The sequence below is a fragment of the Halomonas sp. PR-M31 genome (assembly GCF_001039575.1).
Lineage (GTDB): Bacteria > Pseudomonadota > Gammaproteobacteria > Pseudomonadales > Halomonadaceae > Modicisalibacter.
The window spans coordinates 1-22,265 of the sequence record NZ_JIBT01000068.1; the positions used below are offsets into that span (position 1 = coordinate 1).

Consider the following 22,265-nt stretch of genomic DNA (forward strand, 5'->3'; position numbering starts at 1 on the left):
GCCAGTACCGACGACACGATCGCCAGCACCATGCTGTTCCAGAAAGCGGAGATGATCTGATCGTTACCCAGCAGACGCTCGTACCAGCGCAAGGAGAAGCCGGTGAAACGAGCGGCGCTATTGGCCGCATTGAAAGAGAAGAACACCACCACCGCCAAGGGCAGATAAAGAAAGACCAGGGTCAGCCACCAGAAGCCGCTCAGGCCACGCTGCAAGGTACGTTTTTTCATATCACCACCTCTTCACCGCCACCCAGGCGTTTACCGATTCGGCGCATGGCAAACAAGCCAATGAAGGTGGCAATCAGCATCAGAATGGCGCCGGCGGCGCCTAGAGGCCAGTTGGAGCCCCCGGCAAACTGATTGGCGACTAGATTGCCCAGCATCATGCCCTTGCCACCCCCGAGCAGTTCAGGAATCACGTACATGCCGAAGGCCGGAATCGCCACTAGCACCGTACCTGCCAGAAGTCCTGGCAATGTCTGAGGGAAAACCGCATGCCAGAAGGTACGCATTGGTGAGGCATAGAGATCCTGAGCCGCCTGTACCTGGGCCGTGTCGAGCTTCTCGAAGGCCGCATAGAGCGGCAGCACCATGAAGGGCAGGAAGTTGTAGACCAGCCCCAGAGTGACGGCAAAGTTAGAGGGGTAAAGCCCCATGTTGGGAGGAATGAACCCCAACCACTGGGCAAGATCGGAAAGCGGCGTGCCCGGGGCCAGCAGATTCATCCAGCCGAAGGTGCGAATGACCTGATTGGTCCAGGAAGGTACCACCACCAGCAGCAGCATGATGGCGCGCCACTTCACACGGCAGGTGGTGATGTAATAGGCGATGGGATAGGCCACGATCACGACGAGAACCGTCGCAAGCAGGGTTTGCCATAGGGAGCGCAACAGCGTGTAGAGATTGCCCGGACTCCAGCCCAGAAAGCCAAAGCCCGCCAACCGTTCGAAAGAATCCAAGGTCAGCGGCATTTGCGGCAGGCCGTAGGGACCATTGGTCATGAAGGCCACCGCCATGAGGTACAGACTCGGCAGTACCAGGAACACCACGATCCAGATCGCACCCGGCGCCACACTGAAAAGCAGGTGTTGCGACTCACCGATGACAGCTCGGCTTCGAGACGCGGTTCTTGAAGATTCCACCATTATCGTCTCCTCAGGATGCGACCCGCACCAGATCGTCAGGACAAACGCCAACTGTCACTTGATCACCCACATTGAGCAGACGCTGCCCTACGTTGCTCGCCGTGGCCATCATGGTCACCCCTTCCACTTCCAGGCGATACTCCACGTGGCTTCCGCGGTAGAGCCGCTCCATGACCTTGCCTTGCAGCTGGTTGTAATTCTCGGGAACCTCCACGTTGAGCTCCAGGGTCTCGGGGCGAATCAGCAGCCAGCCGTCCTGCTCTTCACGCTGCTCGGCGGGATCGAGTCGCAGGCGACCCAGCTCCGTATCCACCCAGTCGCTCTCGCTTGCGTGAACGGCATAGAGATTGTCGTGGCCCATGAAGCGGGCCACGAATGCATTGCAGGGATGTTCGTAAACCTCGTTGGGTGAGCCAACCTGCTGGATGATGCCGCCATCGAGCACGGCGATGCGATCCGACATTACCATGGCTTCATCCTGATCATGGGTCACGAACACGAAGGTCATGCCCAGGCGCTTCTGAATGCGCTGCAGCTCGACCTGAAGCTGGCCCCGAAGCCCTGCATCTAGTGCGGACAAAGGCTCATCCAGCAGCAGTACATTGGGCTCGCAGATCAACGCGCGCGCCAGGGCAATACGCTGGCGCTGCCCGCCGGAGAGCTGATTGACGGGCTGCTCGACCAGAGAACCTAGCTGAATGAACTCGGCGACCTCATCCACCTTGCGCCGCTGTTCCTTTTTCGAATCCCCTCGCATGCGCAGGCCAAACGCCAGATTCTCGCGTACCGAAAGGTGAGGAAATAGCGCGTAGGATTGAAAGACGGTATTGACGCTACGCTTGTGAGGCGGAATATCGGTGACATCCTGACCGCCAATACAGACATGACCGGCATCGGGCTCTTCCAGGCCGGCAAGCATGCGCAGCAACGTGGTCTTGCCGCAGCCCGAGGGGCCAAGCAGGGTAAAAAACTCACCGGCCTCGATCGTCAGATCGACATCGTCCAGGGCCACGGTGTCCTTGCCAAAACGCTTGTGCAGCCCCTTGAGCTCGATCGAGGAAGGCTCGCGGCGCTCGCGCTCGCCGCTCTGACGGGTGCTATCAGAACGACTCTCCGCTTTGCTCTCTGCTTCGTTCTTCGTTTTATCATGTTCGGCAGCATCAGGAGCCGTGGTGGAATGATCCATGCATTATTCTCCCATTCTTGTCGTCGTGTGTCGGAGAAGTAGGCCGCCCCGAAACTACAATCGATCCCGCAATTTATAGAAATTGGTGGCCAATACCAGTAGCGGCTGGCGTAGCAGGCTTCCCCCCGGAAACCGGCGATGAGGCATGGCGGCGAACACATCGAAGCGTTCGGCCTGGCCGGCAATGGCATCGCTCAATAGTTGACCTGCAAGCCCGGCCAGTGACATACCGTGCCCCGAGTAACCCTGGGCGTAGAGGACGTTACTATCCAAGCGTCCGAAATCCGGCGCGCGATTGACGGTAATGGCGACATCGCCGCCCCAGCGATAGTCGATTCTGGTGCCTTTAACGCGGGAAACAGGCCGGCGATCTTGGCATCCATGCGGGCCTCGAGCTTTCGCGGCTCGCGCCCATCGTAACTGACCTCTCCGCCGTAAATCAGACGCTTGTCCGCGGACAGTCGATAGTAATCCAGAACGAAATTGGTATCCGAGAGGGCATCGTTCTGGGGCAGAACTTGAGCAACCTGCTCATCGCTCAAGGGCTCGGTGGCGACGATGTAATTGGCGGCGCGCATGATGCGCCCGCTCAATTCAGGCAGCAACCCTCCCAAATAGGCATTGGCAGCCACTACTATGAAGTCCGCGCTCACCCGCCCTTGAGCGGTAGTCACCCGAGCAGGTTGACCGCGCTCGACAGTGATCGCGGCGCTGTGCTCGTGAATGACAACCCCCGCCTTCTGAGCGGCCCGAGCCAAGCCGAGGGTATAGTTGAGGGGATGCAGATGACCACCTTCTGCATCGTGAAGGCCTGCCAGATAGGCATCGCTCACGACCCGCTCACGCAGGGCATCGCCTTCCAGAAAAGTCATTGAATGATAGTCGTAGCGCTGGGCCATGCTTTCCTGAAACCCATGCAAGTCACGTACATGGCGGGGTTTGATCGCGGCGTTGACATAGCCCCAGGTGAGATCGCAAGGGATGTCATGGCGCTTTATGAGCTGCTCGGTGAGGCGTACCGATTCACGGCTCATTTCCCATATTTCCCGAGCCCGCTCGAGACCCAGCGCCTTCTCGACCACCTCAAGCTCGGTGCCTAGTCCCGGCAGGATCTGTCCGCCGCTTCGGCCCGATGCGCCATAGCCAATTTCACCGGCTTCAAGCAAGACCACCGAATAACCGCGCTCAGCCAGGTGCAACGCCGTGGAGCATCCGGTCACCCCGCCTCCGACAACGCAGACATCGACCTTGATATCGCCTTCCAAGGGCGGGGCCGGCGCCAGATTGACTGCGATACTGGCATTGTAATAAGAGGCGGGACGATAAGGTCCGGGGGCAGCAATCATAGTATTTTCCTGGTCCAGTGCGACTCGCTGTTGTTGTTGAATTCTGCGACCGTTTTCGAATGCTTGTTGACAGTCTTGCATCAAACCCCGCAGGAGTGTCAAGTATAAAATACCAGGCATTCACCGCAACGAGACGAACGTAGAACGATTCAGACCTGGTCTTTTATCCGAATGAGCTTTTTATTAACGAACTCATCAATGCCGAAGCGGCCCAGTTCCCGTCCGAAACCACTGCGCTTGACGCCGCCAAATGGTAGCTCTGCCGCTTCACCGCCGACTTCATTGATGAAAACCATGCCCACTTCGAGCCGATCGGCAACCCGAAGCGCTTTGTCCTGATCTTTCGATACCACGATGGAGCCAAGACCAAAAGGCGACGAGTTGGCAAGCTCGATGGCCTCCTCTTCACTGGCAATCTTGTAGACCACCGCCACTGGCCCAAATAGCTCCTCATGGTAGGCATCCATATCCGGGGTGACCTGGGTCAGCACCGTGGGTACAAAGAAATTGCCCTCCGGGTCCTCACCGCCCACCTTGGCCACGGCCCCCTGTTCGATTGCCCTCTTCACCTGCCCTTTGAGAGTTGCAGTAGCATTTTCAGAAGAGAGCGGACCTAGCGCGGCGCCTTCAGCAGTAGGATCGGCAGGCTCTATCCCCGCCATGGCGGCAGCGAATCTTTCGACGAATTCATCATGGATGTCCTCCATCACCAAAATACGCTTGGAGCCATTGCAGGCCTGGCCACTGTTCTCCAGACGCCCCGCCACGGCCATCTCGACGACACCATCGATATCGTCCGTATCGAGCACCAGGAAGACATCGGAGCCGCCGAGTTCCAGTACGACCTTCTTGAGATGGCGCCCTGCGATCTCGGCAACGGCTGCCCCCGCCCGTTCGGAGCCGGTCAGCGAAACCCCCTGAACCCGAGAGTCGGCAATGATGTCGGCGACCTGTTCATTGGTCGCAAAGACGTTGACATAGGCGCCTTCCGGAAAGCCTGCATCGTTGAAAATACTTTCCAGTGCCAACGCGGATTCCGGGCACTGGGGCGCATGCTTGAGCACAATCGTATTGCCCAGCACCAGGTTCGGCCCGGCAAAACGCGCCACCTGATAAAAAGGAAAATTCCACGGCATGATGCCGATGAGCACACCTAGCGCCTGACGCCGAATGAACGCTTTGCCACCGGCCGGGGACGCAATGGGCTCATCCGCCAAGAAGGCCTCGGCGTTGTCCGCGTAGTAGTTGTAAATATCGACACAGAAGTCGATTTCACCCTGGGCCTGATCGATAGGCTTGCCCATCTCCTTGACGATGATGGCCGCGAGTTCTTCACGCCGCTCCGCGTGCAGCTGCCCTACCCGTTTGAGAAGCGCCGCCCGCTTGGCCACATCGGTAGTGCGTGATAATTCGCGATAAGCGCTTTCGGCGCTGGTGATTGCCTGCTGAACCTGCTCGTCCGTGGCGGTGGGGTAAGTGGCGAGTTTTTCGCCGGTGGCGGGATTAACGACCTGATAGTGGCTCATGATGCCTCCTTCGAGTGCTTGTCGCAGCCCGTTCATGGGCAACGAAAATAGTAGGATCAAGTGGCATTCTCAGACACAAGATAGCCTCCCGACAAATCCTTGAAGACTGTCTTCTACTATTCACGCGCTTGCGCAATGGGCGGCACGGGCCGCCCATGGTCGACTCAAGGGCTCGATCAGCTGCCGCCGGAGGGGAAGTTGAACTCCGCATGGGCCTTCTCGAAAGGCGCCGCCCAGCGCTGGGAGACCGCCTTGCGCCGGGTGTAGAAGCGCACCGCATCCGGACCGTAGGCGTGCAGGTCGCCAAACAGAGAGCGCTTCCAGCCGCCGAAGCTGTGGTAGGCCACCGGCACCGGTAGCGGCACGTTGATACCCACCATGCCTACTTCGATCCGGTCGGCAAAACGCCGCGCTGCCTCACCGTCACGAGTGAACAGGCAGGTGCCGTTGCCGTATTCGTGGGCGTTGATCAGCTCGATGGCAGCGTCCAGGCTATCGACGCGAACCACGCAAAGCACCGGCCCGAAGATTTCTTCCTGATAGATACGCATTTCCGGGGACACCTTGTCGAACAGGCAGCCGCCGAGGAAAAAACCGTCCTCATGGCCGGGCACGCTAAGGTCGCGCCCGTCGGTGACGAGATCGGCACCGGAGCGCACACCGTCCTCGATATACCCCAACACCTTGTCCCGGTGTTCATTGGTGACCAACGGCCCCATATCGAGCCCCTTATCGGTGCCCGGCCCGACCTTCAGCTCGGCGATCTTGGGTTGCAAGGTCTCGATCAGACGATCGGCGGTGTCGTCGCCTACGCAAACCGCCACGGATATTGCCATGCAGCGCTCGCCGCAGCTGCCGTAAGCCGCGCCCATCAGGGTTGTGGCGGCGTTATCGATGTCCGCGTCTGGCAGCACCACGGCATGGTTCTTGGCCCCGCCCAGGCTTGGACCCGCTTGCCGGAGGCCGCACCGCGGGCGTAGAGACTCTCGGCGATGGGAGTAGAACCGACAAAGGAGATCGCCTTGACGTCCGGGGCGTCGAGCAGCGCTTCCACGGCTTCGCGTTCGCCATGTACCACGTTGATCACGCCCTTGGGGGCGCCGGCCTCTTGCAGCAGTTCCGCCACGGCCAGGGACGAGGTCGGGTCTTTTTCCGAGGGCTTGAGGATGAAGGTATTACCGCAGGCGATGGCCATCGGATACATCCACAGCGGCACCATGGCGGGGAAGTTGAAGGGCGTGATGCCGGCGACCACCCCCAGCGGCTGGAAATTGGACCAGGCATCGATCCCCGGCCCCACGTTGTGGGAATACTCGCCCTTGAGCAGTTCCGGCACGCCGCAGGCGTATTCGACGTTCTCGATGCCGCGCTTGAGTTCGCCCATGGCGTCTTCCAGGGTCTTGCCGTGCTCTTCGCTGACCAGCTGCACCAGCCGCTCCGCGTGCTGCTCGAGCAGCTGCTTGAAGCGGAACATGACCTGGGCACGTTTGGCCGGCGGCGTATCGCGCCAAGCGGGAAATGCTGTTTTGGCTGCCGCCACGGCCTGCTCCACGGTAGCGGTGTCGGCGCAGGCCAGCTGGCGAATCACCTGGCCCGTCGAAGGATTGGATACGTCAAGCGTCCTGGCACCGTCGACACGTTCACCGCCGATCAGATGTGAAATCTGCTCCATTGTTGTCTCCTATGTTGTATTTGGATTTAATCCAGCCGATCAAGGGTGGTGGCCACGGCATCGAATAGGCGTTCTAGCTCTTCCGGCGTGGAGGCGAAGGGCGGGCCGAACTGCAGGGTATCGCCGCCGTAGCGCACGTAGAAACCCGCCTCCCAGAGCGCCATATGCGCATTGCGTGGGCGCAGCGTCGGGTCGCTGCTGTGCGGTGCCAGCTGAATGGCCCCGGCAAGACCGTAGTTGCGAATGTCCAGCACGTGGTTACGACCCTTCAGCGCATGCAGCTTGTCTTCGAACACCGGAGCGATGGCACGCACCTGGGCAGGAAAGTCCTCCCGCTCGAACAGCTCGAGTGCGGCCAGACCCGCAGCGCAGGCCACGGGATGACCACTGTAGGTATAGCCGTGGGGAAATTCGATGGCATGCTCGGGCCCACCGGCCTGCATAAAGGTGTCGTAAATCTCATTTGACGCGATCACCGCGCCCATGGGCACCGCGCCGTTGGTCAGCTGCTTGGCGATGTTCATGATGTCCGGCGTGACGCCGAAGGCCTCGGCTCCGGTACGGGCGCCGCTGCGGCCGAAGGCGGTGATCACCTCGTCAAAAATGAGCAGGATATCGTGCTGAGTGCAGATCTCGCGCAGGCGATCGAGATAGCCCTTGGGCGGTACGATGACCCCGGCGGAGCCGGCCATGGGCTCGACGATCACCGCGGCGATGTTCGAGGCATCGTGCAGGGCGATCTGATCGAGCAAGGCATCGGCAAGCTCCACGCCGGTCTCCGCCTGGCCCCGAGTGAAGGCCAGATGCGACTGCAGGGTGTGAGGCAGATGGGTGACGTCCATCAGCTGGCCATAGTGCTTGCGGTTGCCGCCGATGCCGCCGAGGCTGGTGCCGCCGATGTTGACGCCGTGATAGCCCTTGGCGCGGCCGATCAGTCGGGTCTTCTCCGGCTTGCCCTTGAGTCGCCAGTAGGCCTTGGCCATCTTGATGGACGTATCCGCGGCTTCGGAACCGGAGTCGGTGAAGAACACATGATCGAGCCCTTGCGGCGTCAGGCTGGCAATCTTTTCCGCCAGCTTGAACGCCAAGGGGTGCGCCACCTGAAAGCCCGGGGCAAAGTCCAGGCTGCCCAGCTGCTTGGCCACCGCCTGCTGAATCTCGGCGCGATTGTGGCCGGCGCCGCAGGTCCAGAGCCCGGACAGGGAGTCGAACAGCCTGCGCCCTTGGTCGTCGATGAAATAGCGCCCTTCCGCCCCGGCGATGACCCGCGGATTGGCATGAAAATCCCGATTGCTGCTGAAGGGCATCCAGTAGTGCTGATTGAGTGCGGTGGCCGGCGGCTTTTGCGCCATCGGCGTAGAACTCGAACTTACGGCGTGATCGGTGGTGTCCAGCATGGCCCTGTTCTCCTCGTATCGGGAATATTCCTTAAGCATGGCCCAGCTTTCGGCCTGGAAAAATTCACGATCGCTTACGTTACGTCAGGAAACGTTGACGTAAGCGTATTTCAGCTCAAGGCGTCAGGAGTTCGTACCAAGAGTCATAGCACCACGGTGCGCAGCCCGTTCTGAAACACGCGGTGGTGCACGTGGTAGTTCACCGCTCGGGACAGGGTCTGAGCCTCGATGTCACGGCCAACCTGGGTCAGATGGCGAGCGTCGTGAATGTGGCTCACCCGCTCGACCATCTGTTCGATGATCGGGCCCTCGTCGAGATCGGCGGTCACATAATGTGCCGTGGCGCCGATCAGTTTCACGCCTCTGGCGTAGGCCTGATGATAGGGCCTGGCCCCCTTGAAGCCGGGCAGAAAGGAATGGTGGATATTGATGCAGCGCCCGGCCAGTCGTTGACAGAGCCCATCGGTAAGCACCTGCATGTAGCGCGCCAGCACCACCAGCTCGGTTCCAGTCTCCTCGATGATCTCCAACAGCCGCGCCTCCTGCCCGGCCTTGTTGTCCTGGGTCACCGGCAGATGAATGTAGTTGATGCCTGCATGGGAGGCCATGGCGCGCAGGTCCTCGTGATTGGAGACGATGGCGGTGAACTCGACGTTCAGCTCACCTCTCTCCTGACGATAAAGCAGATCCCGCAGACAGTGATCGTATTTCGATACCATCACCAGCACCCTGGTCGGCTGGGAGGCATCGTGGATTTCCCAGGTCATGTCGAAGCGCAATGCGGTGGCTTCGAAGTCCGCTTTGAGCCGTTCGGCGCTGAGGGAATGCTCTCCATCGAACACGAACTCGATGGTGGAGAAGAAGCGTCCGGAGTCCAGATCGTCGAATTCATGGAACTGGGTGATGAAACAGCCCCGATCGGCGAGAAAGCCGCTGATGGCGGCGACGATACCGACACGCCCTGGGCAGGTGGCCTTGAGAATATAAGAGGGCTTGTTCTTCATGTTATGGCTCCAAGACTTCAACAGGATGAATGACTCATGGCGAGGCGTCGCCGCTGTCTTGGTTGTCCTGGCTTTCCAGGCTTTCAAGAAATGCCTCGAGTACGCGATGAAAGCGCCGATCGCGTCGGGTGATGACCACGAAGGGCGTCAGGTAGTGGCAGTCGTCTGGGGCCAGTGCCTTGAGGCGACCTGCCGCAACCCAGGGCGCGGCGAGATGAGCCGGCAGATAGCCGATATAGCGCCCGGTCAGAATCAGGAAAACGGCGCCCTCCCGGTCCGAGGCGCTGGCGGTGCCATTGAGAGCGGCATGGGCGGCCCGCGCAACCGGTGGCAATGGATAGCTGGGAATCACTGCATCCTGCCGATTCAGACAGGAAGATGTGAGTTCATGATCAGGCATTGTGAAGAGCGGATGGGTATCGGCGCAGTAAAGAAGCGAGCGCTCATCATAAAGCGCGTGGGTGTCGAGACTGGCAAGCAGATTGACTTCCGGCACGACCCCTACATGCAGGCGGGCGTCCAATACTCCTTGGGCAATGGTGTCCGAGGATTCCATGTGAATGTTGATCCGCACCTCCGGGCCGCGCTCCTTGAGCGCCGCCAAAGCATGAGTGATGCGCATCTCGGGCTTGCTGACCAGGTTGTCGGTGATGCCGATATTGAGCTCGCCCCGCAGGGTCTGGTGCAAGCCATTGACCTCGGTGCGAAAGGTCTCGAGAGATGCAAGCAAGGTGAGCACGGCGCCATGCACCTGACGCCCTTCCTCCGTCAGCGAGAAACCGCCGCGCCCACGCTGGCATAGCCGCAGCCCCAGGCGCTTTTCCAGGTCGCTCATGTGCAGGCTGATGGCGGAACGGCTGATACCCAGGGTCGGCTCCGCTGCGGTAAAGCCGCCACATTCCACCACGGTCTTGAACACCCGCAGCAAGCGAATATCGAAGTCGCTGACCTGGCTCAAGGCAATCTGGTTTGAAGAAAGGGATGAGCGCTCCATGGGGGTTACTTGCTCACCCTTTCACGCTGCATACGCTGCACTGCGGGTCTCGAGACACGGAAAAACGCCGCCACTCGCCGCTCAAGCCATCGAAGGTGGAAAGTCCTTGATGGGGCGTTCCGGCGCCGCTCAGAATCTTCATTGCCTCCAGCGCCTGAAAGGTACCGATCATGCCCACCAGCGGCGCGATGACGCCGTTCTCGGCACAGCGCATTTCCTGGTCGCTTCGTTCGCCCGCTTCGCCTGCTGGATAAAGGCAAGCGTAGCAGGGGCTTTCCTTGTTTCGCAGATCGAACACTGCCAGCTGCCCGGAAAACTGTATGGCGGCGCCGGACACCACCGGCTTGCGGGCCCCGAGACAGGCGCGGTTGATGGCGTATCGGCTGGAGAAGCGATCGGTGCAGTCCAGCACGACATCTGCATTTTCCACCGCCTCCCTTAGAGCCATTTCATCCAAATGCCGGGCAATGACGTCGATCCGGCAGTCGGAATTGAGCGCCTGGGCCGCGGCGGCGGCGGAGTCGACCTTGGCCCGGCCAAGATCCGCCTCGCCGTGAGCGATCTGACGCTGCAGATTGGAGAGTTCCACCACGTCATCGTCGATCAGGGTCAGACGTCCCACCCCTGCCGCCGCAAGATAAAGCGCTACCGGCGATCCCAGCCCACCGGCCCCGACGATCACCGCATGCCCGGCAAGCAGACGCTCCTGACCGGCGATATCGACCTGGGGCAGCATTATTTGCCGGCTGTAACGCAATAGCGCTTGATCATTCATGGTTCACCTTGGCTTCTCTCAAAAAACGGATCTGTCATGCCGAGTCATTGCTCCACTGCTCGAACTCGGGGATCGGCAACGTGAACGCCTCCTTGACCTCCTCCATGACCACATAGCTTTTGGACTCCTTGACCCCGGGCAGGGTCAGCACCACGTCACCAAGCAGCTGACGATAGGCGGACATTTCGGGAATGCGGCACTTGAGAATATAGTCGAACTGTCCGGACACCAGATGGCACTCCTGGATCTGGGGCAGTTTGGCAATGGCCCGGCGAAATTCGTCGAATACCGTCGGCGACTGGGTTTCGAGGCTGATCTCGACGAACACCAGCAGGTTGGCCTTCAGCGCCGTCGGATCGAGCAGGGCCTTGTAGCCGCGAATGATGCCGACGCGTTCAAGGCGCTTGACCCGCTCAAGACAAGGGGTCGTCGAAAGCCCTACCTCGGAGGCAAGATCCACGTAGGAGATGCGGGCGTTTTCCTGCAAGACGTTGAGAATCTTGAGATCGATACGATCCAGCGGGCGCGTTTTGGTTTTCATTGTCATGGTCTTTTTCAATCGGGCATCGATCGCCTACCACTATCACACTCGCTTGCCAGGGCTCTAGTTTGCCATTCCACGCTGGTCTCAAGGTGCTCTTCAAGATACCCACTGCCCCAAGGATACCCGGGGCTGACCTGCCAGATCGACAAGCGTCGTGACTTCCTGGTAGCCCGCGTCACGCAGTGCTTCACCAACGGCTTCGCCTTGGGTCCAGCCATGCTCGAGCAGCAGCCATCCCTGGGGCTCGAGGTGCGCCCCTGCGGTGATGACCAGATGACGCAAATCCGCCAGGCCGTTCTCCGCGGCGACCAGAGCCGAGCGCGGTTCAAAACGCACATCGCCCTGCTCAAGATGAGGGTCGTCCGGGGCCAGATAAGGGGGGTTGGCCAGAATCAGCTCGAAACGCTGATCAAAAAGCGCCGCAAACCAGTCGCTTTCGATGAATTCGACGTTGAGGATACCCAATCGCGCTGCGTTTGCCTGGGCCAGCTCCAGTGCTTGGCTCACGCGATCGACCCCGATTACCTGCCATCCCGGGCGCTCGCTGGCAAAGGCCAGGGCGATGGCGCCGCTGCCGGTGCCCAGGTCCAGCGCTCGCCCGCGCTTGTTCCGAGCTTTGGCCAAGGCTGCTTCCACCAGGCATTCCGTGTCCGGACGTGGAATCAAACTGGCGGCATGGGTTTGCAGACGCAGACCCCAGAACTCCCGCTCACCGATCAGATAGGCAATGGGTTCGCCGGAGGCCCGAGCCTTTAAAAGCGTCTCGAATCGAGCAAGCTCGGCATTCTCTACCTCACGGTCGCTCCAGGTATAGAGCCAGGTGCGATCTCGCTTCAACACATGCCCCAACAACACCTCTGCGTCTAGCCGAGATGTTGATGACCCTGCGCTATTCAGACGTTTAGCCGCCTGAATCAGCAGCTGCTCGATGGTCATCCGCCGTCCTGAAGTGCAGCCAGGCGTTCGGCCTGATACTCGTTGATCAGCGGCTCGATAACCTCGTCCAGCTCACCGGCCATCACCTCACCGAGCTTGTACAGGGTCAGGTTGATGCGATGATCCGTCAGCCGCCCCTGGGGGAAGTTGTAGGTGCGAATGCGCTCGCTGCGATCCCCGGAACCCACCAATGAGCGGCGGGTATCCGCCTGCTGCTGGCGCTGACTGGCCACGGCGCTCTGTTTCAGGCGCGCCGCCAGCAATGACATCGCCTTGGCGCGGTTCTTGTGCTGGCTGCGTTCTTCCTGGCACTCCACCACCACGCCGCTGGGCAAATGGGTGATGCGAATGGCCGAGTCCGTGGTGTTGACGTGCTGCCCCCCGGCGCCGCTGGAGCGAAAGGTATCCACCCGTAGATCGTTCGGGTCGATGTCGATATCCCCGACCTCGTCCGCTTCCGCCATGATCGCCACGGTACAGGCGGAGGTATGGATACGCCCCTGGGACTCCGTGGCCGGTACGCGCTGTACTCGATGCGCCCCGGATTCGAACTTGAGCCGGGCATAGACACCCTCGCCCCGCACCCGAGCGATGATTTCCTTGTAACCGCCCTGTTCACCGTGGCTTGCGCTGACAACCTCGATCTTCCAGCCCAACTTTTCCGCATAGCGGGAGTACATGCGAAACAGATCGCCGGCGAACAGCGAGGCCTCGTCTCCTCCTGTACCGGCGCGCACCTCGAGAAAGACGTTACGATGATCGTCCGGGTCCTTGGGCACCAGCAGTTTCTTGAGGCGCTCTTCCAGCACGTCGAGGCGCTCACGCCCTTCCCGGGCTTCCTCCTGAGCCAGTTCCCGCAGGTCCGCGTCTCCATCGGCGCTCAGTTGAACCGCGTCTTCCACGTCCTGCTCCACCTGATGATATTCACGCCAGGCGGCGGTGAGTTCGTCGAGTTCCGCATACTCTCTCGAATAGTCGCGAAACCGCGTCTGTTCAGCGATCACGTCAGGGTCGGCAAGCAGCGCCGCCAGCTCCTCGAAGCGTTCCTGAAGACTTTCCAGCCGATTGCGCAGTGACGCTTTCATGAAGGGTCCTGTTGTGAATCCTGGGAAGAGGCTGCCGGATCGAGCAGCAGCTGCTCCGCCGCTTGAATGAGGTCATGGCGCTGTGCACCGGAGGCTTCTCGTATGCGCAGTGTCGGGCCATGCAATAACTTGTTGGTGAGCTGCTGGGTCAGGCGGCGAATGACCTTTTCCGGGTCCTGCCCCTTGGCCAGCTGCGCCAGGGCATTGTCCTCGGACGCTTGGCGCAAGGCGTCGCCATGTTCCCGATAGCGGCGGATGATATCGCCGGCGCCGCGCACCCGGCGTTCGTGCAGCCAGCTCTCCACCCCCAGGGTGATCAACTCCTCCGCCTGATCCGCCGCGACCTGGCGATGACGGCGATTCTCCTCGATCACCTCTTGCAGATCATCGACGGTGTACAGGAAGACGTCCTCGAGCTCACCGACCTGAGGCTCGATATCCCGGGGCACGGCGATGTCCACCATGAAGACGGGCCGATAGCGCCGCAGTTTCAGCGCGCGCTCCACCATGCCCTTTCCCAGGATCGGCAGGGGAGCGGCGGTGGACGTGATCACGATGTCGGCTTTGGGCAGCTCGTCGGGAATTTCACTTAGAGAAATGGCCTTGCCATCGATTTCCTGAGCCAAAGTCGCAGCGCGCTCGCGGGTGCGGTTGGCGACGACCATTTCCTGAATGCCCGCCTCCTTGAGATGCCGGGCCACCAGCTGAATGGTTTCGCCCGCACCGATCAACAGTACCCGGGAGCTGGACAAATCATCGAAGATACGATTCGCCAGACTGACCGCGGCGTAGGCGACGGAGACCGGGTTTTCACCGATACCGGTTTCGGTGCGCACCTGCTTGGCCACGGCGAAAACATGCTGAAACAAGCGCTCCAGCTCACCGCCGAGGCTTGATAGTCGTGAGCCTGCTGATAGGCCGACTTGATCTGCCCCAGTATCTGCGGCTCGCCGAGCACCATCGAATCGAGCCCCGAGGCCACACGCATGAGATGCCGGGCCGCCTCATCGTCGAGATGATGATAGGCGCACTGGGTCAGCTGAGTCACCGTCAGACCATGAAAGCCGCTCAGCCAATCGAGAATCGCCTGCTCACCGTGTTCACCGGTGACACAGTAAAGCTCGGTTCGATTGCAGGTCGACAATACGGCTGCCTCACGCACATGAGGCAGACGCTTGAGCTCTCCAAGCGCTTTTTCCAGCTGACTCGGATCGAAGGCAACCTGCTCGCGCACCTCAATGGAGGCGGTATTATGGTTGATTCCCAGCGCAAGAAGCGTCATTGCAGCGTCACTAGCATCGAGACCATGAATAGATAGCAAGAAATCGGATGGAAAGGATATTTGGCGCAATAGTTTATCACACCCGCTTCATTACGGCAGGTTACTCGGCGCATCGCTTTGCCCGGGCCGATCAAGCCGGTATGCTGAGCGGCAATCCTATCGTCACGGCCCTGATGGTCGGTGATGCTCCCTGAAGAGGAAGGAATGCGTCCACACCTGGTTACGACCACTTTGCTCATTGTTTTATTGGCGGGTTGCCAAAGCACGTCCTCCGGCCCTTCTTCAATGGCCTCCGGCGACCCTCTGGCCTCAGCGCCGCCGATTCGCAAAGGGCTCGATGCCCAGAGCCTGGCGACCCTGCTGACCGCCGAGATTGCCGGCCAGCGCAACGATTTCGATCGCGCCGCAAGAGGCTATCTGGAGACCGCGGGCCGCTATGACTCATCGGCCCTGGCTGAGCGGGCCGTTCTTGCCGCTCGCTATGGCAATGACAAGGCGCTGCTTCTACAAACTGCCGAGCGCTGGAGTGAACTTGCCCCCAATAATGAAGCACCGGCTCGTCTATTGGCAGGGCTTGCCATGGAGCGCGGCGACTGGCAGGCCAGTCTGAAGCAACGCCTGACCCTGGCGGCACAAGGCAGTCAGGGCGATCTGATTGTCTTCGCGGAAACCGCCATTGAGGAAAATGCCAACCTTTCTCCCCTGCGCGACACGTTGGCCCGCTTTCTCGACGATCATCCGCAGCAAGGGGATGCCATCGTGGCCACGGCTCTACTCGAAGCCGCTCTTGGCGATACTCGGCAAGCCCAGCAGCGTCTGGTCGAACTGTCACGAACCCAGCCAGAACTGCCTGCGGTGTGGCTGGCCCGGGGACGAATCGCCTTGGAGCAAGGCAGTGTCAGCGCTGCCCGAGACGCCGCTCAGAAAGGCCTGCAGATCGCGCCCAACGACAACCGTTTTATCCTGATGCTTGCCCAGGCCCAGCTGCGCCTGGGCAACGTCGAGGCTGCGGAAGCTGGACTCGACACCCTTCTCGAGCGCCACCCGGATGCGCCCCAGCTGCGTCTGGCGCTGGCTCAGCTCTATATGGAAGAAGACTACAACGCCCCGGCACGGCGTCTGTTACTCCCGCTGCTCGACGCCGATCCTACCCCGCCGGCAGCCTATATCCTGTTGGGCGCCATCGCCGATGACCAAGATGAAGTTGACAACGCCCTGCTCTACTATCGTCAGGTACCCCCGGGGGACGGGTTTCTCGAGGCACGCCTTCGTGCAGCCCAGATGCTGATCGAAGCGGGCCGCCTGCTCGATGCGCGGGATTTTCTGGACATCGAACGTTTGCGTTACCCGGACATGGTCAGCGAACTCACCACCATCGAAGTCGACCTGCTGGAAGAGCAAAACCTGACGGGTGCCGCTGCACAACTGCTCGAGCGACAGATCCGGCGTAACCCCGATGCGGTTCAGCTGCGTTTTCTGCGCTCCATGCGCCGCTATGAGCAAGGCAACCTATCTGGCATGGAGAGTGATTTGCGCGCCATCCTCGAGCGCGAACCGAACAATGCCATGGCCTTGAACGCCTTGGGTTATACCCTGGTGGATGTCACCGAACGCCATGAAGAAGGTCTTGAACTCATCCAGCGCGCTCATGAACTGGAACCCGAAAGCCCTGCAATACTCGACAGCCTAGGCTGGGCTCATCACAAGCTGGGTGACAATCAAAAGGCGCTGCCTTATCTGCAGGCTGCCTACGCGGCACAGCAGGATCAGGAGATCGCCGCGCACCTGGCGGAAGTATTGTGGCGACTCGATCGTCGCCAGGAGGCCCGCACGATCGTCATCGAAGCCCTCGAACGCTTCGATGAGCGACCCAAGCTAGAGGAGCTGATCGAGCGGATACCTGGCCTTGCTCCTTGAAGGCATACCCTTTTTATCATCGAGACAAGCTTGTATGACACGACCGCTAATTCTATTGCTGAGCCTTGTGCTGCTGGCAGGCTGCGCCGCCCAGACGCCCACACCGGAGGCACCTCGCCAGTCCGGCGACTGGTCCGCGCAACTCGAACGTCTCACGTCCTTCGATCGCTGGCGTCTGGCGGGCAAGGTTGGATTACGTACCGCGGACGATGCCACCAGCGCCAACCTGGACTGGCAGCAAGCGCCTTTTTTCTATCGCATGATGATCAGCGGTCCCTTTGGTGCCGGTCGCAGCACCCTCGATGGTTCACCCGAAGGCGTGACATTGACCACCCCGGACGGACGCTTCTCCGCTCGAACACCGGAGCAGCTGATGCAGCAACAGCTCGGCTGGTCGCTGCCCATCTCCGCCCTCGATTATTGGATGCGTGGATTGCCCGCCCCAAACGCGCCCCATGAGATGCAAACCGACGATCGCGACTTTCCTCGGGAGTTACGACAGTCGGGCTGGACCATCGACTATCGCGACTGGACCTGGGCACCCGCACTGAACGGCGGTTTATGGCTGCCCCAGCGTCTGGTGATGACCTTCGACGATCTGCGCGCCACCCTGGTGGTCAATCAGTGGCGGCCACTCGATACGGGTACGCTTCAGTGAGAGAGCTGACAATGCCGGCGCCGGCCAAGCTCAATCGCATGCTGCATATCACCGGGCGTCGTGAGGACGGCTATCATGAGCTGCAAACGCTTTTTCAGTTTCTTGATCACGGCGACACCCTGCATTTCAAACGTCGTGACGACGACAACGTCCATCTTGCTTCGACGCTTGCGGGGGTCGCGGACGACGATAACCTGGTCCTGCGTGCCGCCCGGATGTTGCAAGCCGATACCGGCTGTGGTTTGGGGGCGGATATCCATCTCGACAAGCGCTTGCCGCTAGGCGGCGGGCTGGGAGGCGGAAGCTCCGATGCCGCTACTACCCTGGTCGCCCTGAATCGCCTCTGGAATCTCGAGCTTGACCTTGATCATCTTGCCACCCTTGGGCTGCGTTTGGGGGCGGACGTGCCGGTATTCGTGCAAGGCCATGCCGCATGGGCCGAAGGCATCGGTGAGCGGCTGACGCCGGTGGCGCTGGATACCCCCTGGTTCCTGGTGCTTCACCCCGGCATAGAGGTATCGACACCCCAGGTGTTCGGCGCCCCGCAATTGACACGAAACACCCCCCCTATTAGTATGGCGCGCGCACTGCAGGAGGGGCCCGGTACCTGGCGTAACGACTGTGAAGCCACGGTAAGACGTCTTTATCCGGCGGTTGACGAGGCGTTTGAATGGCTTTGCGCTTTTGCACCACCGCTATTGACCGGCACCGGCGCTTGTCTATTCTGCAGTTTGAAGGATGAGGCTGACGCCCGAAAGATACTGGCACAAGTGCAGGAAGGCTGGCAGGCCTTCGTGGCTCGCGGCCGTAATGTCTCGCCTCTTCATCAGGCGCTTAGACGTTTATAGAACTAAGCCTGTTGCAATAAATAGAGCAAGGTAGCCCGGAGAGCCAGCGGTCTGGCGACAATGTAGGAGTCGCAGCGTCCCTAACGGTATTACTGGGGTATAGCCAAGTGGTAAGGCACCGGTTTTTGGTATCGGCATTCCCAGGTTCGAGTCCTGGTACCCCAGCCAACTCTCTGTTGAAACTGCCAACATTCCTATCGAGATTCCTCCAGACGCCCGTCTCCCAGGACGAGCGTTCAGACTCCAAAGGTGGCTGCGCGTGTCTAAATTGATGGTTTTTGCCGGGAACGCCAATCCCGAACTCGCCCGCAAGGTGGCCGAATGCCTCGACAATCGGCTCGGTCATGCCACGGTCGGCCAGTTCAGCGATGGCGAGATCGCGGTCGAGATCAACGAGAACGTCCGCGGCAAGGACGTATTCATCCTGCAGTCCACCTGCGCGCCGACCAACGACAATCTGCTCGAGCTGATCCTGATGGTGGATGCGCTGCGTCGTGCCTCCGCCACTCGTATTACCGCCGTCGTTCCCTACTTCGGCTATGCCCGCCAGGATCGCCGGGTGCGTTCGGCCCGAGTGCCCATCTCCGCCAAGGTCGTCGCCGACATGATGGTCAAGGCCGGGGTCGACCGGGTCATGACCATGGACCTGCACGCGGATCAGATTCAGGGCTTTTTCGACGTGCCCGTGGACAACGTCTACGGCTCGCCGATCCTGCTCGATGATATCGAGCGCCAGAATTACGACAACCTGGTGGTGGTATCACCGGATGTCGGTGGTGTGGTCCGGGCCCGGGCCATCGCCAAACAGCTCAATGCGGACCTGGCTATCATCGACAAGCGTCGCCCTCAGTCCAATCAGGCTCAGGTAATGCATATCATCGGTGAGATCCAGGATCGTACCTGCGTGGTAGTCGATGACATGGTGGATACCGCCGGCACGCTATGCAAGGCCGCCGAAGCCTTGAAAGAACACGGTGCGCAGCGTGTTGTTGCCTATGCCACCCACCCAATTCTATCGGGTCCTGCCGTCGATAATATCCTGGGTTCGGTACTCGACGAACTGGTGGTCGGGGACACCATTCCGCTTGCGGAAAATGCCCGTCGCAGCGGTAAGATACGCCAGCTCAGCGTGGCGGGACTGATTGCCGAGGCAATCCGTCGCGTCAGCAACGAAGAATCCGTGAGTGCCATGTTTCATTGAAGGTTTCAGTCACGCACATTGCTGACGTACCTTTCATTGCAAACAGGATCGCGGTTACAAGCGTCGAAAGACGCACCGGAAACATCAGGATTTGGTCGCGAACCCTGATGCTTTCCTCACTCCAACCAACGAGGTTACTTAAATGGCCGATTTCAAACTCAACGTAAAGGTCCGTGACGACCTGGGGAAAGGTGCGAGCCGCCGCCTGCGTCGCGAAGACCTGTACATTCCCGCCATCGTCTATGGCGGTGATAGGGCACCGCGTCCGATCGCCGTGGAAAAATCCGCTTTCTACAAGGCCATCGAGGACGAAACCTTCTTCTCCTCCCTGATCGACCTGGTAGTGGATGGCAAGAACTATCAGGTGGTGGTACGAGATCTGCAGCGCCATCCCTTCAAGCCGCTGGTCACCCATGCGGACTTCCTGCGGGTCAGCGCCAAGGAAGTCTTCACCATGAACGTGCCGCTGCATGTGACCGGTCAGGAAGAATGCGCAGCCATCAATGACGAGGACGGCGAACTCCACCAGCTGATGACGGAAGTCGAGATCAGCTGTCTGCCGAAGGATCTGCCGGACTATCTGGAAGTGGATATCACCAACCTGGAGGTCGGTACCACTCTGCACCTGTCCGATATTACCCTGCCAGAAGGCGTGACCTCCGTGGCCCTGAGCCATGGCGAGGATTACGACTACGCCATTCTCAACATCGCCAAGGAACGTGTCCGTACCGAAGAGGAAATCGAGGGCGAGGGCGATGCAGCAGCTGAAGGCGGCGAAGAGAGTGCCGAGAAGGATCAGGACAGCGGTGAGGGCGAAGGCGAAGACAAGAGCTGATAATTTTATCTTGTCGGATCTTTCAGCCTGTTGAAATGCTCCTTCTGTCCATGAATCAAGCGCCGTTAATCCGGCGCTTGATTTTTTTAGGGGTTGGTCTATTTCCTTGGAGAGGAAAGCCTCATGAGTCAGCCAAAAGCGATCATCGGTCTCGGCAATCCTGGCGCCGACTATGCGGACACTAGGCACAATGCCGGCGCCTGGCTAGTGGAAACCATCGCCCGGGACAGCCTCGCGTCACTGCGTGTGGAGAAGAAATTTCTGGGACTCTACGCCAAGGTCAATTTCGCCGGTCAGGAGCTGCATCTGCTCAATCCGACCACCTTCATGAATCGCAGCGGTGCGGCGATCGCGGCGCTCTGTCAGTTCTTCAAACTCTCTCCGGATGAACTACTCGTCGCCCACGACGAGCTGGATATCGATCCGGGCACGGCTCGTTACAAGCAAGGCGGTGGCCACGGGGGTCACAACGGCCTGCGCGATACCATCAGCGCCCTGGGCAACAACAACGCCTTTCATCGTCTGCGTATCGGCATCGGTCATCCAGGAGAGGCTCGCCAGGTAGTCAACTACGTGCTGAGCCGGCCGGGGAAAGCCGAGCGCGCCGCCATCGATGCAGCCATCGATGAATGTCTGGCGACCCTTCCCCTAGCCCTAAACGGCGAATGGGCCAAGGCGATGAATCGGCTGCACTCTTTTAAAGGCTAGGGCTAATTCAAGGACTAACGAAAATGGCTGCTCCCTGCCATTTTCCGTAAGATATCCCCACTTTTTCACTCGATTTCCAGGAACACATCATGGGTTTCAACTGCGGCATCGTCGGCCTGCCCAACGTCGGCAAGTCCACCCTGTTCAATGCGCTGACCAAGTCAGGCATCGATGCGGAAAACTTTCCCTTCTGTACCATCGAGCCCAATACCGGCATCGTGCCGATGCCGGACCCGAGGCTCGACAGACTGGCCGAGATCGTCAAGCCACAGAAGACCATTCCTACCACCATGGAGTTCGTGGACATCGCCGGTCTCGTCGCCGGCGCCTCCAAAGGGGAAGGACTGGGCAATCAGTTTCTCGCCAACATCCGCGAGACCGACGCCATCGCTCATGTGGTGCGCTGCTTCGACAATGACAACGTCATTCACGTAGCCAATCAGGTCGACCCCCAGGCGGATATCGAGATCATCAACATGGAGCTGGCCCTGGCGGATCTGGACACCGTCGAGCGGGCCAGCCAGCGCCTGACCCGAGTGGTCAAGGGCGGCGACAAGGACGCCATCGCCACCAAGGCGATCCTCGATCGCATTCAGCCTCACCTTGCCGAGGGCCTGCCCCTGCGTAGTCTCAATCTCTCCGATGACGAGAAGCGCCAGGTCAGAAGCTTCGGCTTTTTGACCCTGAAGCCAACCATGTACATCGCCAACGTCAATGAGGACGGCTTCGAGAACAACCCCTATCTTGACGTGGTGCGCGAGATTGCCAAGGACGAAGATGCCGTGGTGGTGCCGGTGTGCAACCAGCTAGAGGCCGAGATAGCCGAACTCGACGATGAAGAACGCAGCATGTTCCTGGGTGAGATGGGCATGGAAGAGCCAGGACTTGACCGGGTCATTCGCGCCGGCTACTCGCTGCTCGGCCTGCAGACCTACTTCACCGCCGGGGTGAAGGAAGTGCGCGCCTGGACGGTCAAGGTAGGCGCCACGGCGCCCCAGGCCGCCGGCGTCATTCATACGGACTTCGAGAAGGGCTTCATCCGCGCGAGGTCATCGGCTATGACGACTTCGTCACCCTCGGCGGCGAACAGGGCGCCAAGGACGCGGGTAAATGGCGGCTGGAAGGCAAGGAATACATCGTTAAAGACGGGGATGTGATTCATTTCCGCTTCAACGTTTAAAAAGTCTGGTAAAAAGCAGAACGC

General features: G+C 60.1%; 20 protein-coding genes, 1 tRNA gene and 3 pseudogenes. 9 read left to right on the top strand and 15 right to left on the bottom strand.

The annotated features are described in order from the left end of the window. The 15 genes and pseudogenes from CH74_RS16220 to hemA all read right to left on the bottom strand — a co-directional run. Positions 1-230, bottom strand: a 230-nt coding sequence (locus CH74_RS16220; protein ID WP_048308572.1) for a spermidine/putrescine ABC transporter permease, incomplete at its 3' end; no start/stop codon positions are given. Further along, complete coding sequence (locus CH74_RS16225; RefSeq protein ID WP_048308573.1) at positions 227-1,147, bottom strand: ABC transporter permease; 921 nt, start codon at positions 1,145-1,147, stop codon at positions 227-229. The genes CH74_RS16220 and CH74_RS16225, both read right to left, overlap by 4 nt. Positions 1,148-1,157: 10 nt before the next feature. Then, a complete protein-coding gene (locus tag CH74_RS16230; protein WP_048308574.1) occupies positions 1,158-2,333 on the bottom strand; it encodes an ABC transporter ATP-binding protein in 1,176 nt (391 codons plus the stop codon). A 54-nt stretch (positions 2,334-2,387) separates the two neighbouring features. Continuing rightward, positions 2,388-2,606 carry a hypothetical protein gene (locus tag CH74_RS19725; RefSeq protein WP_367379134.1) on the bottom strand — a complete coding sequence of 73 codons (219 nt, stop codon included), beginning with the start codon at positions 2,604-2,606 and terminating at the stop codon, positions 2,388-2,390. Beyond that, positions 2,528-3,679, bottom strand: a complete 1,152-nt coding sequence (locus tag CH74_RS16235) for an FAD-binding oxidoreductase (protein WP_253273101.1) — start codon at positions 3,677-3,679, stop codon at positions 2,528-2,530. The genes CH74_RS19725 and CH74_RS16235 overlap by 79 nt, the downstream gene beginning before the upstream one ends. A 149-nt stretch (positions 3,680-3,828) precedes the next feature. Continuing rightward, the gene (locus CH74_RS16240) at positions 3,829-5,205 is read right to left on the bottom strand and encodes an NAD-dependent succinate-semialdehyde dehydrogenase (RefSeq protein WP_048308575.1); all 1,377 of its coding nucleotides are present in this window, start codon (positions 5,203-5,205) and stop codon (positions 3,829-3,831) included. A 176-nt stretch (positions 5,206-5,381) separates the two neighbouring features. Beyond that, positions 5,382-6,877: pseudogene (locus CH74_RS16245) on the bottom strand (CoA-acylating methylmalonate-semialdehyde dehydrogenase). Between the two features lie 26 nt (positions 6,878-6,903). Next, positions 6,904-8,229 carry an aspartate aminotransferase family protein gene (locus CH74_RS16250; RefSeq protein WP_216594788.1) on the bottom strand — a complete coding sequence of 442 codons (1,326 nt, stop codon included), beginning with the start codon at positions 8,227-8,229 and terminating at the stop codon, positions 6,904-6,906. Between the two features lie 188 nt (positions 8,230-8,417). Beyond that, on the bottom strand, positions 8,418-9,278 hold the full coding sequence (gene purU, locus CH74_RS16255) for a formyltetrahydrofolate deformylase (protein WP_048308577.1): 861 nt from the start codon (positions 9,276-9,278) through the stop codon (positions 8,418-8,420). Between the two features lie 34 nt (positions 9,279-9,312). Next, positions 9,313-10,272 (bottom strand): LysR family transcriptional regulator, encoded by a 960-nt coding sequence (locus tag CH74_RS16260; RefSeq protein WP_048308578.1) that lies wholly within the window; start codon positions 10,270-10,272, stop codon positions 9,313-9,315. A gap of 13 nt (positions 10,273-10,285) precedes the next feature. Next, a complete protein-coding gene (locus CH74_RS16265) occupies positions 10,286-11,047 on the bottom strand; it encodes a molybdopterin-synthase adenylyltransferase MoeB (RefSeq protein WP_048308579.1) in 762 nt (253 codons plus the stop codon). 34 nt (positions 11,048-11,081) lie between these two features. Next, positions 11,082-11,588 (bottom strand): Lrp/AsnC ligand binding domain-containing protein, encoded by a 507-nt coding sequence (locus tag CH74_RS16270; protein WP_048308581.1) that lies wholly within the window; start codon positions 11,586-11,588, stop codon positions 11,082-11,084. A gap of 99 nt (positions 11,589-11,687) precedes the next feature. Beyond that, entirely contained in the window at positions 11,688-12,527 is an 840-nt protein-coding gene (gene prmC, locus CH74_RS16275) for a peptide chain release factor N(5)-glutamine methyltransferase (RefSeq protein ID WP_048308583.1), read from the bottom strand. After that, the gene (gene prfA, locus CH74_RS16280) at positions 12,524-13,612 is read right to left on the bottom strand and encodes a peptide chain release factor 1 (protein ID WP_048308585.1); all 1,089 of its coding nucleotides are present in this window, start codon (positions 13,610-13,612) and stop codon (positions 12,524-12,526) included. The genes prmC and prfA overlap by 4 nt, the downstream gene beginning before the upstream one ends. Further along, positions 13,609-14,894: pseudogene (gene hemA / locus CH74_RS16285) on the bottom strand (glutamyl-tRNA reductase). The gene prfA and the pseudogene hemA overlap by 4 nt, the downstream one beginning before the upstream one ends. Positions 14,895-14,941: 47 nt before the next feature. On the opposite strand from hemA, the gene CH74_RS18705 reads away from it, so the two are divergent. From CH74_RS18705 to ychF, 9 genes and pseudogenes are all read left to right on the top strand, one after another. Then, positions 14,942-15,088, top strand: a complete 147-nt coding sequence (locus CH74_RS18705) for a hypothetical protein (RefSeq protein WP_156181567.1) — start codon at positions 14,942-14,944, stop codon at positions 15,086-15,088. A gap of 10 nt (positions 15,089-15,098) precedes the next feature. Continuing rightward, positions 15,099-16,811, top strand: coding sequence for a tetratricopeptide repeat protein (locus CH74_RS16290; protein WP_048308586.1), 1,713 nt, complete (start codon positions 15,099-15,101; stop codon positions 16,809-16,811). Positions 16,812-16,845: 34 nt separating this feature from the next. Next, positions 16,846-17,469, top strand: a complete 624-nt coding sequence (gene lolB, locus CH74_RS16295) for a lipoprotein insertase outer membrane protein LolB (RefSeq protein ID WP_048308587.1) — start codon at positions 16,846-16,848, stop codon at positions 17,467-17,469. After that, positions 17,466-18,317, top strand: coding sequence for a 4-(cytidine 5'-diphospho)-2-C-methyl-D-erythritol kinase (gene ispE, locus CH74_RS16300; RefSeq protein ID WP_253273102.1), 852 nt, complete (start codon positions 17,466-17,468; stop codon positions 18,315-18,317). Before lolB ends, ispE begins: the two co-directional genes overlap by 4 nt. A gap of 93 nt (positions 18,318-18,410) precedes the next feature. Then, positions 18,411-18,485, top strand: a tRNA-Gln gene (locus CH74_RS16305). Between the two features lie 91 nt (positions 18,486-18,576). Then, positions 18,577-19,518 carry a ribose-phosphate pyrophosphokinase gene (locus CH74_RS16310; RefSeq protein ID WP_172656355.1) on the top strand — a complete coding sequence of 314 codons (942 nt, stop codon included), beginning with the start codon at positions 18,577-18,579 and terminating at the stop codon, positions 19,516-19,518. A gap of 142 nt (positions 19,519-19,660) precedes the next feature. Then, positions 19,661-20,353 (top strand): 50S ribosomal protein L25/general stress protein Ctc, encoded by a 693-nt coding sequence (locus tag CH74_RS16315; protein ID WP_048308590.1) that lies wholly within the window; start codon positions 19,661-19,663, stop codon positions 20,351-20,353. Positions 20,354-20,476: 123 nt separating this feature from the next. Then, positions 20,477-21,061: an aminoacyl-tRNA hydrolase gene (pth, locus tag CH74_RS16320; protein ID WP_048308592.1), complete on the top strand. Its 585-nt coding sequence runs from the start codon at positions 20,477-20,479 to the stop codon at positions 21,059-21,061. Positions 21,062-21,150: 89 nt separating this feature from the next. Next, positions 21,151-22,241: pseudogene (ychF, locus tag CH74_RS16325) on the top strand (redox-regulated ATPase YchF). Positions 22,242-22,265: the final 24 nt, after the last annotated feature.

Excerpts from the sequence above, each read along its gene's own strand:
- CH74_RS16225 (WP_048308573.1), bottom strand. The coding sequence starts at position 1,147 with ATGGTGGAATCTTCAAGAACCGCGTCTCGAAGCCGAGCTGTCATCGGT.
- CH74_RS16230 (WP_048308574.1), bottom strand. The coding sequence starts at position 2,333 with ATGGATCATTCCACCACGGCTCCTGATGCTGCCGAACATGATAAAACG.
- CH74_RS16235 (WP_253273101.1), bottom strand. The coding sequence starts at position 3,679 with ATGATTGCTGCCCCCGGACCTTATCGTCCCGCCTCTTATTACAATGCC.
- CH74_RS16240 (WP_048308575.1), bottom strand. The coding sequence starts at position 5,205 with ATGAGCCACTATCAGGTCGTTAATCCCGCCACCGGCGAAAAACTCGCC.
- CH74_RS16250 (WP_216594788.1), bottom strand. The coding sequence starts at position 8,229 with ATGGCGCAAAAGCCGCCGGCCACCGCACTCAATCAGCACTACTGGATG.
- purU (WP_048308577.1), bottom strand. The coding sequence starts at position 9,278 with ATGAAGAACAAGCCCTCTTATATTCTCAAGGCCACCTGCCCAGGGCGT.
- CH74_RS16260 (WP_048308578.1), bottom strand. The coding sequence starts at position 10,272 with ATGGAGCGCTCATCCCTTTCTTCAAACCAGATTGCCTTGAGCCAGGTC.
- CH74_RS16265 (WP_048308579.1), bottom strand. The coding sequence starts at position 11,047 with ATGAATGATCAAGCGCTATTGCGTTACAGCCGGCAAATAATGCTGCCC.
- CH74_RS16270 (WP_048308581.1), bottom strand. The coding sequence starts at position 11,588 with ATGAAAACCAAAACGCGCCCGCTGGATCGTATCGATCTCAAGATTCTC.
- prmC (WP_048308583.1), bottom strand. The coding sequence starts at position 12,527 with ATGACCATCGAGCAGCTGCTGATTCAGGCGGCTAAACGTCTGAATAGC.
- prfA (WP_048308585.1), bottom strand. The coding sequence starts at position 13,612 with ATGAAAGCGTCACTGCGCAATCGGCTGGAAAGTCTTCAGGAACGCTTC.
- CH74_RS18705 (WP_156181567.1), top strand. The coding sequence starts at position 14,942 with ATGGAAAGGATATTTGGCGCAATAGTTTATCACACCCGCTTCATTACG.
- CH74_RS16290 (WP_048308586.1), top strand. The coding sequence starts at position 15,099 with ATGCGTCCACACCTGGTTACGACCACTTTGCTCATTGTTTTATTGGCG.
- lolB (WP_048308587.1), top strand. The coding sequence starts at position 16,846 with ATGACACGACCGCTAATTCTATTGCTGAGCCTTGTGCTGCTGGCAGGC.
- CH74_RS16315 (WP_048308590.1), top strand. The coding sequence starts at position 19,661 with ATGGCCGATTTCAAACTCAACGTAAAGGTCCGTGACGACCTGGGGAAA.
- pth (WP_048308592.1), top strand. The coding sequence starts at position 20,477 with ATGAGTCAGCCAAAAGCGATCATCGGTCTCGGCAATCCTGGCGCCGAC.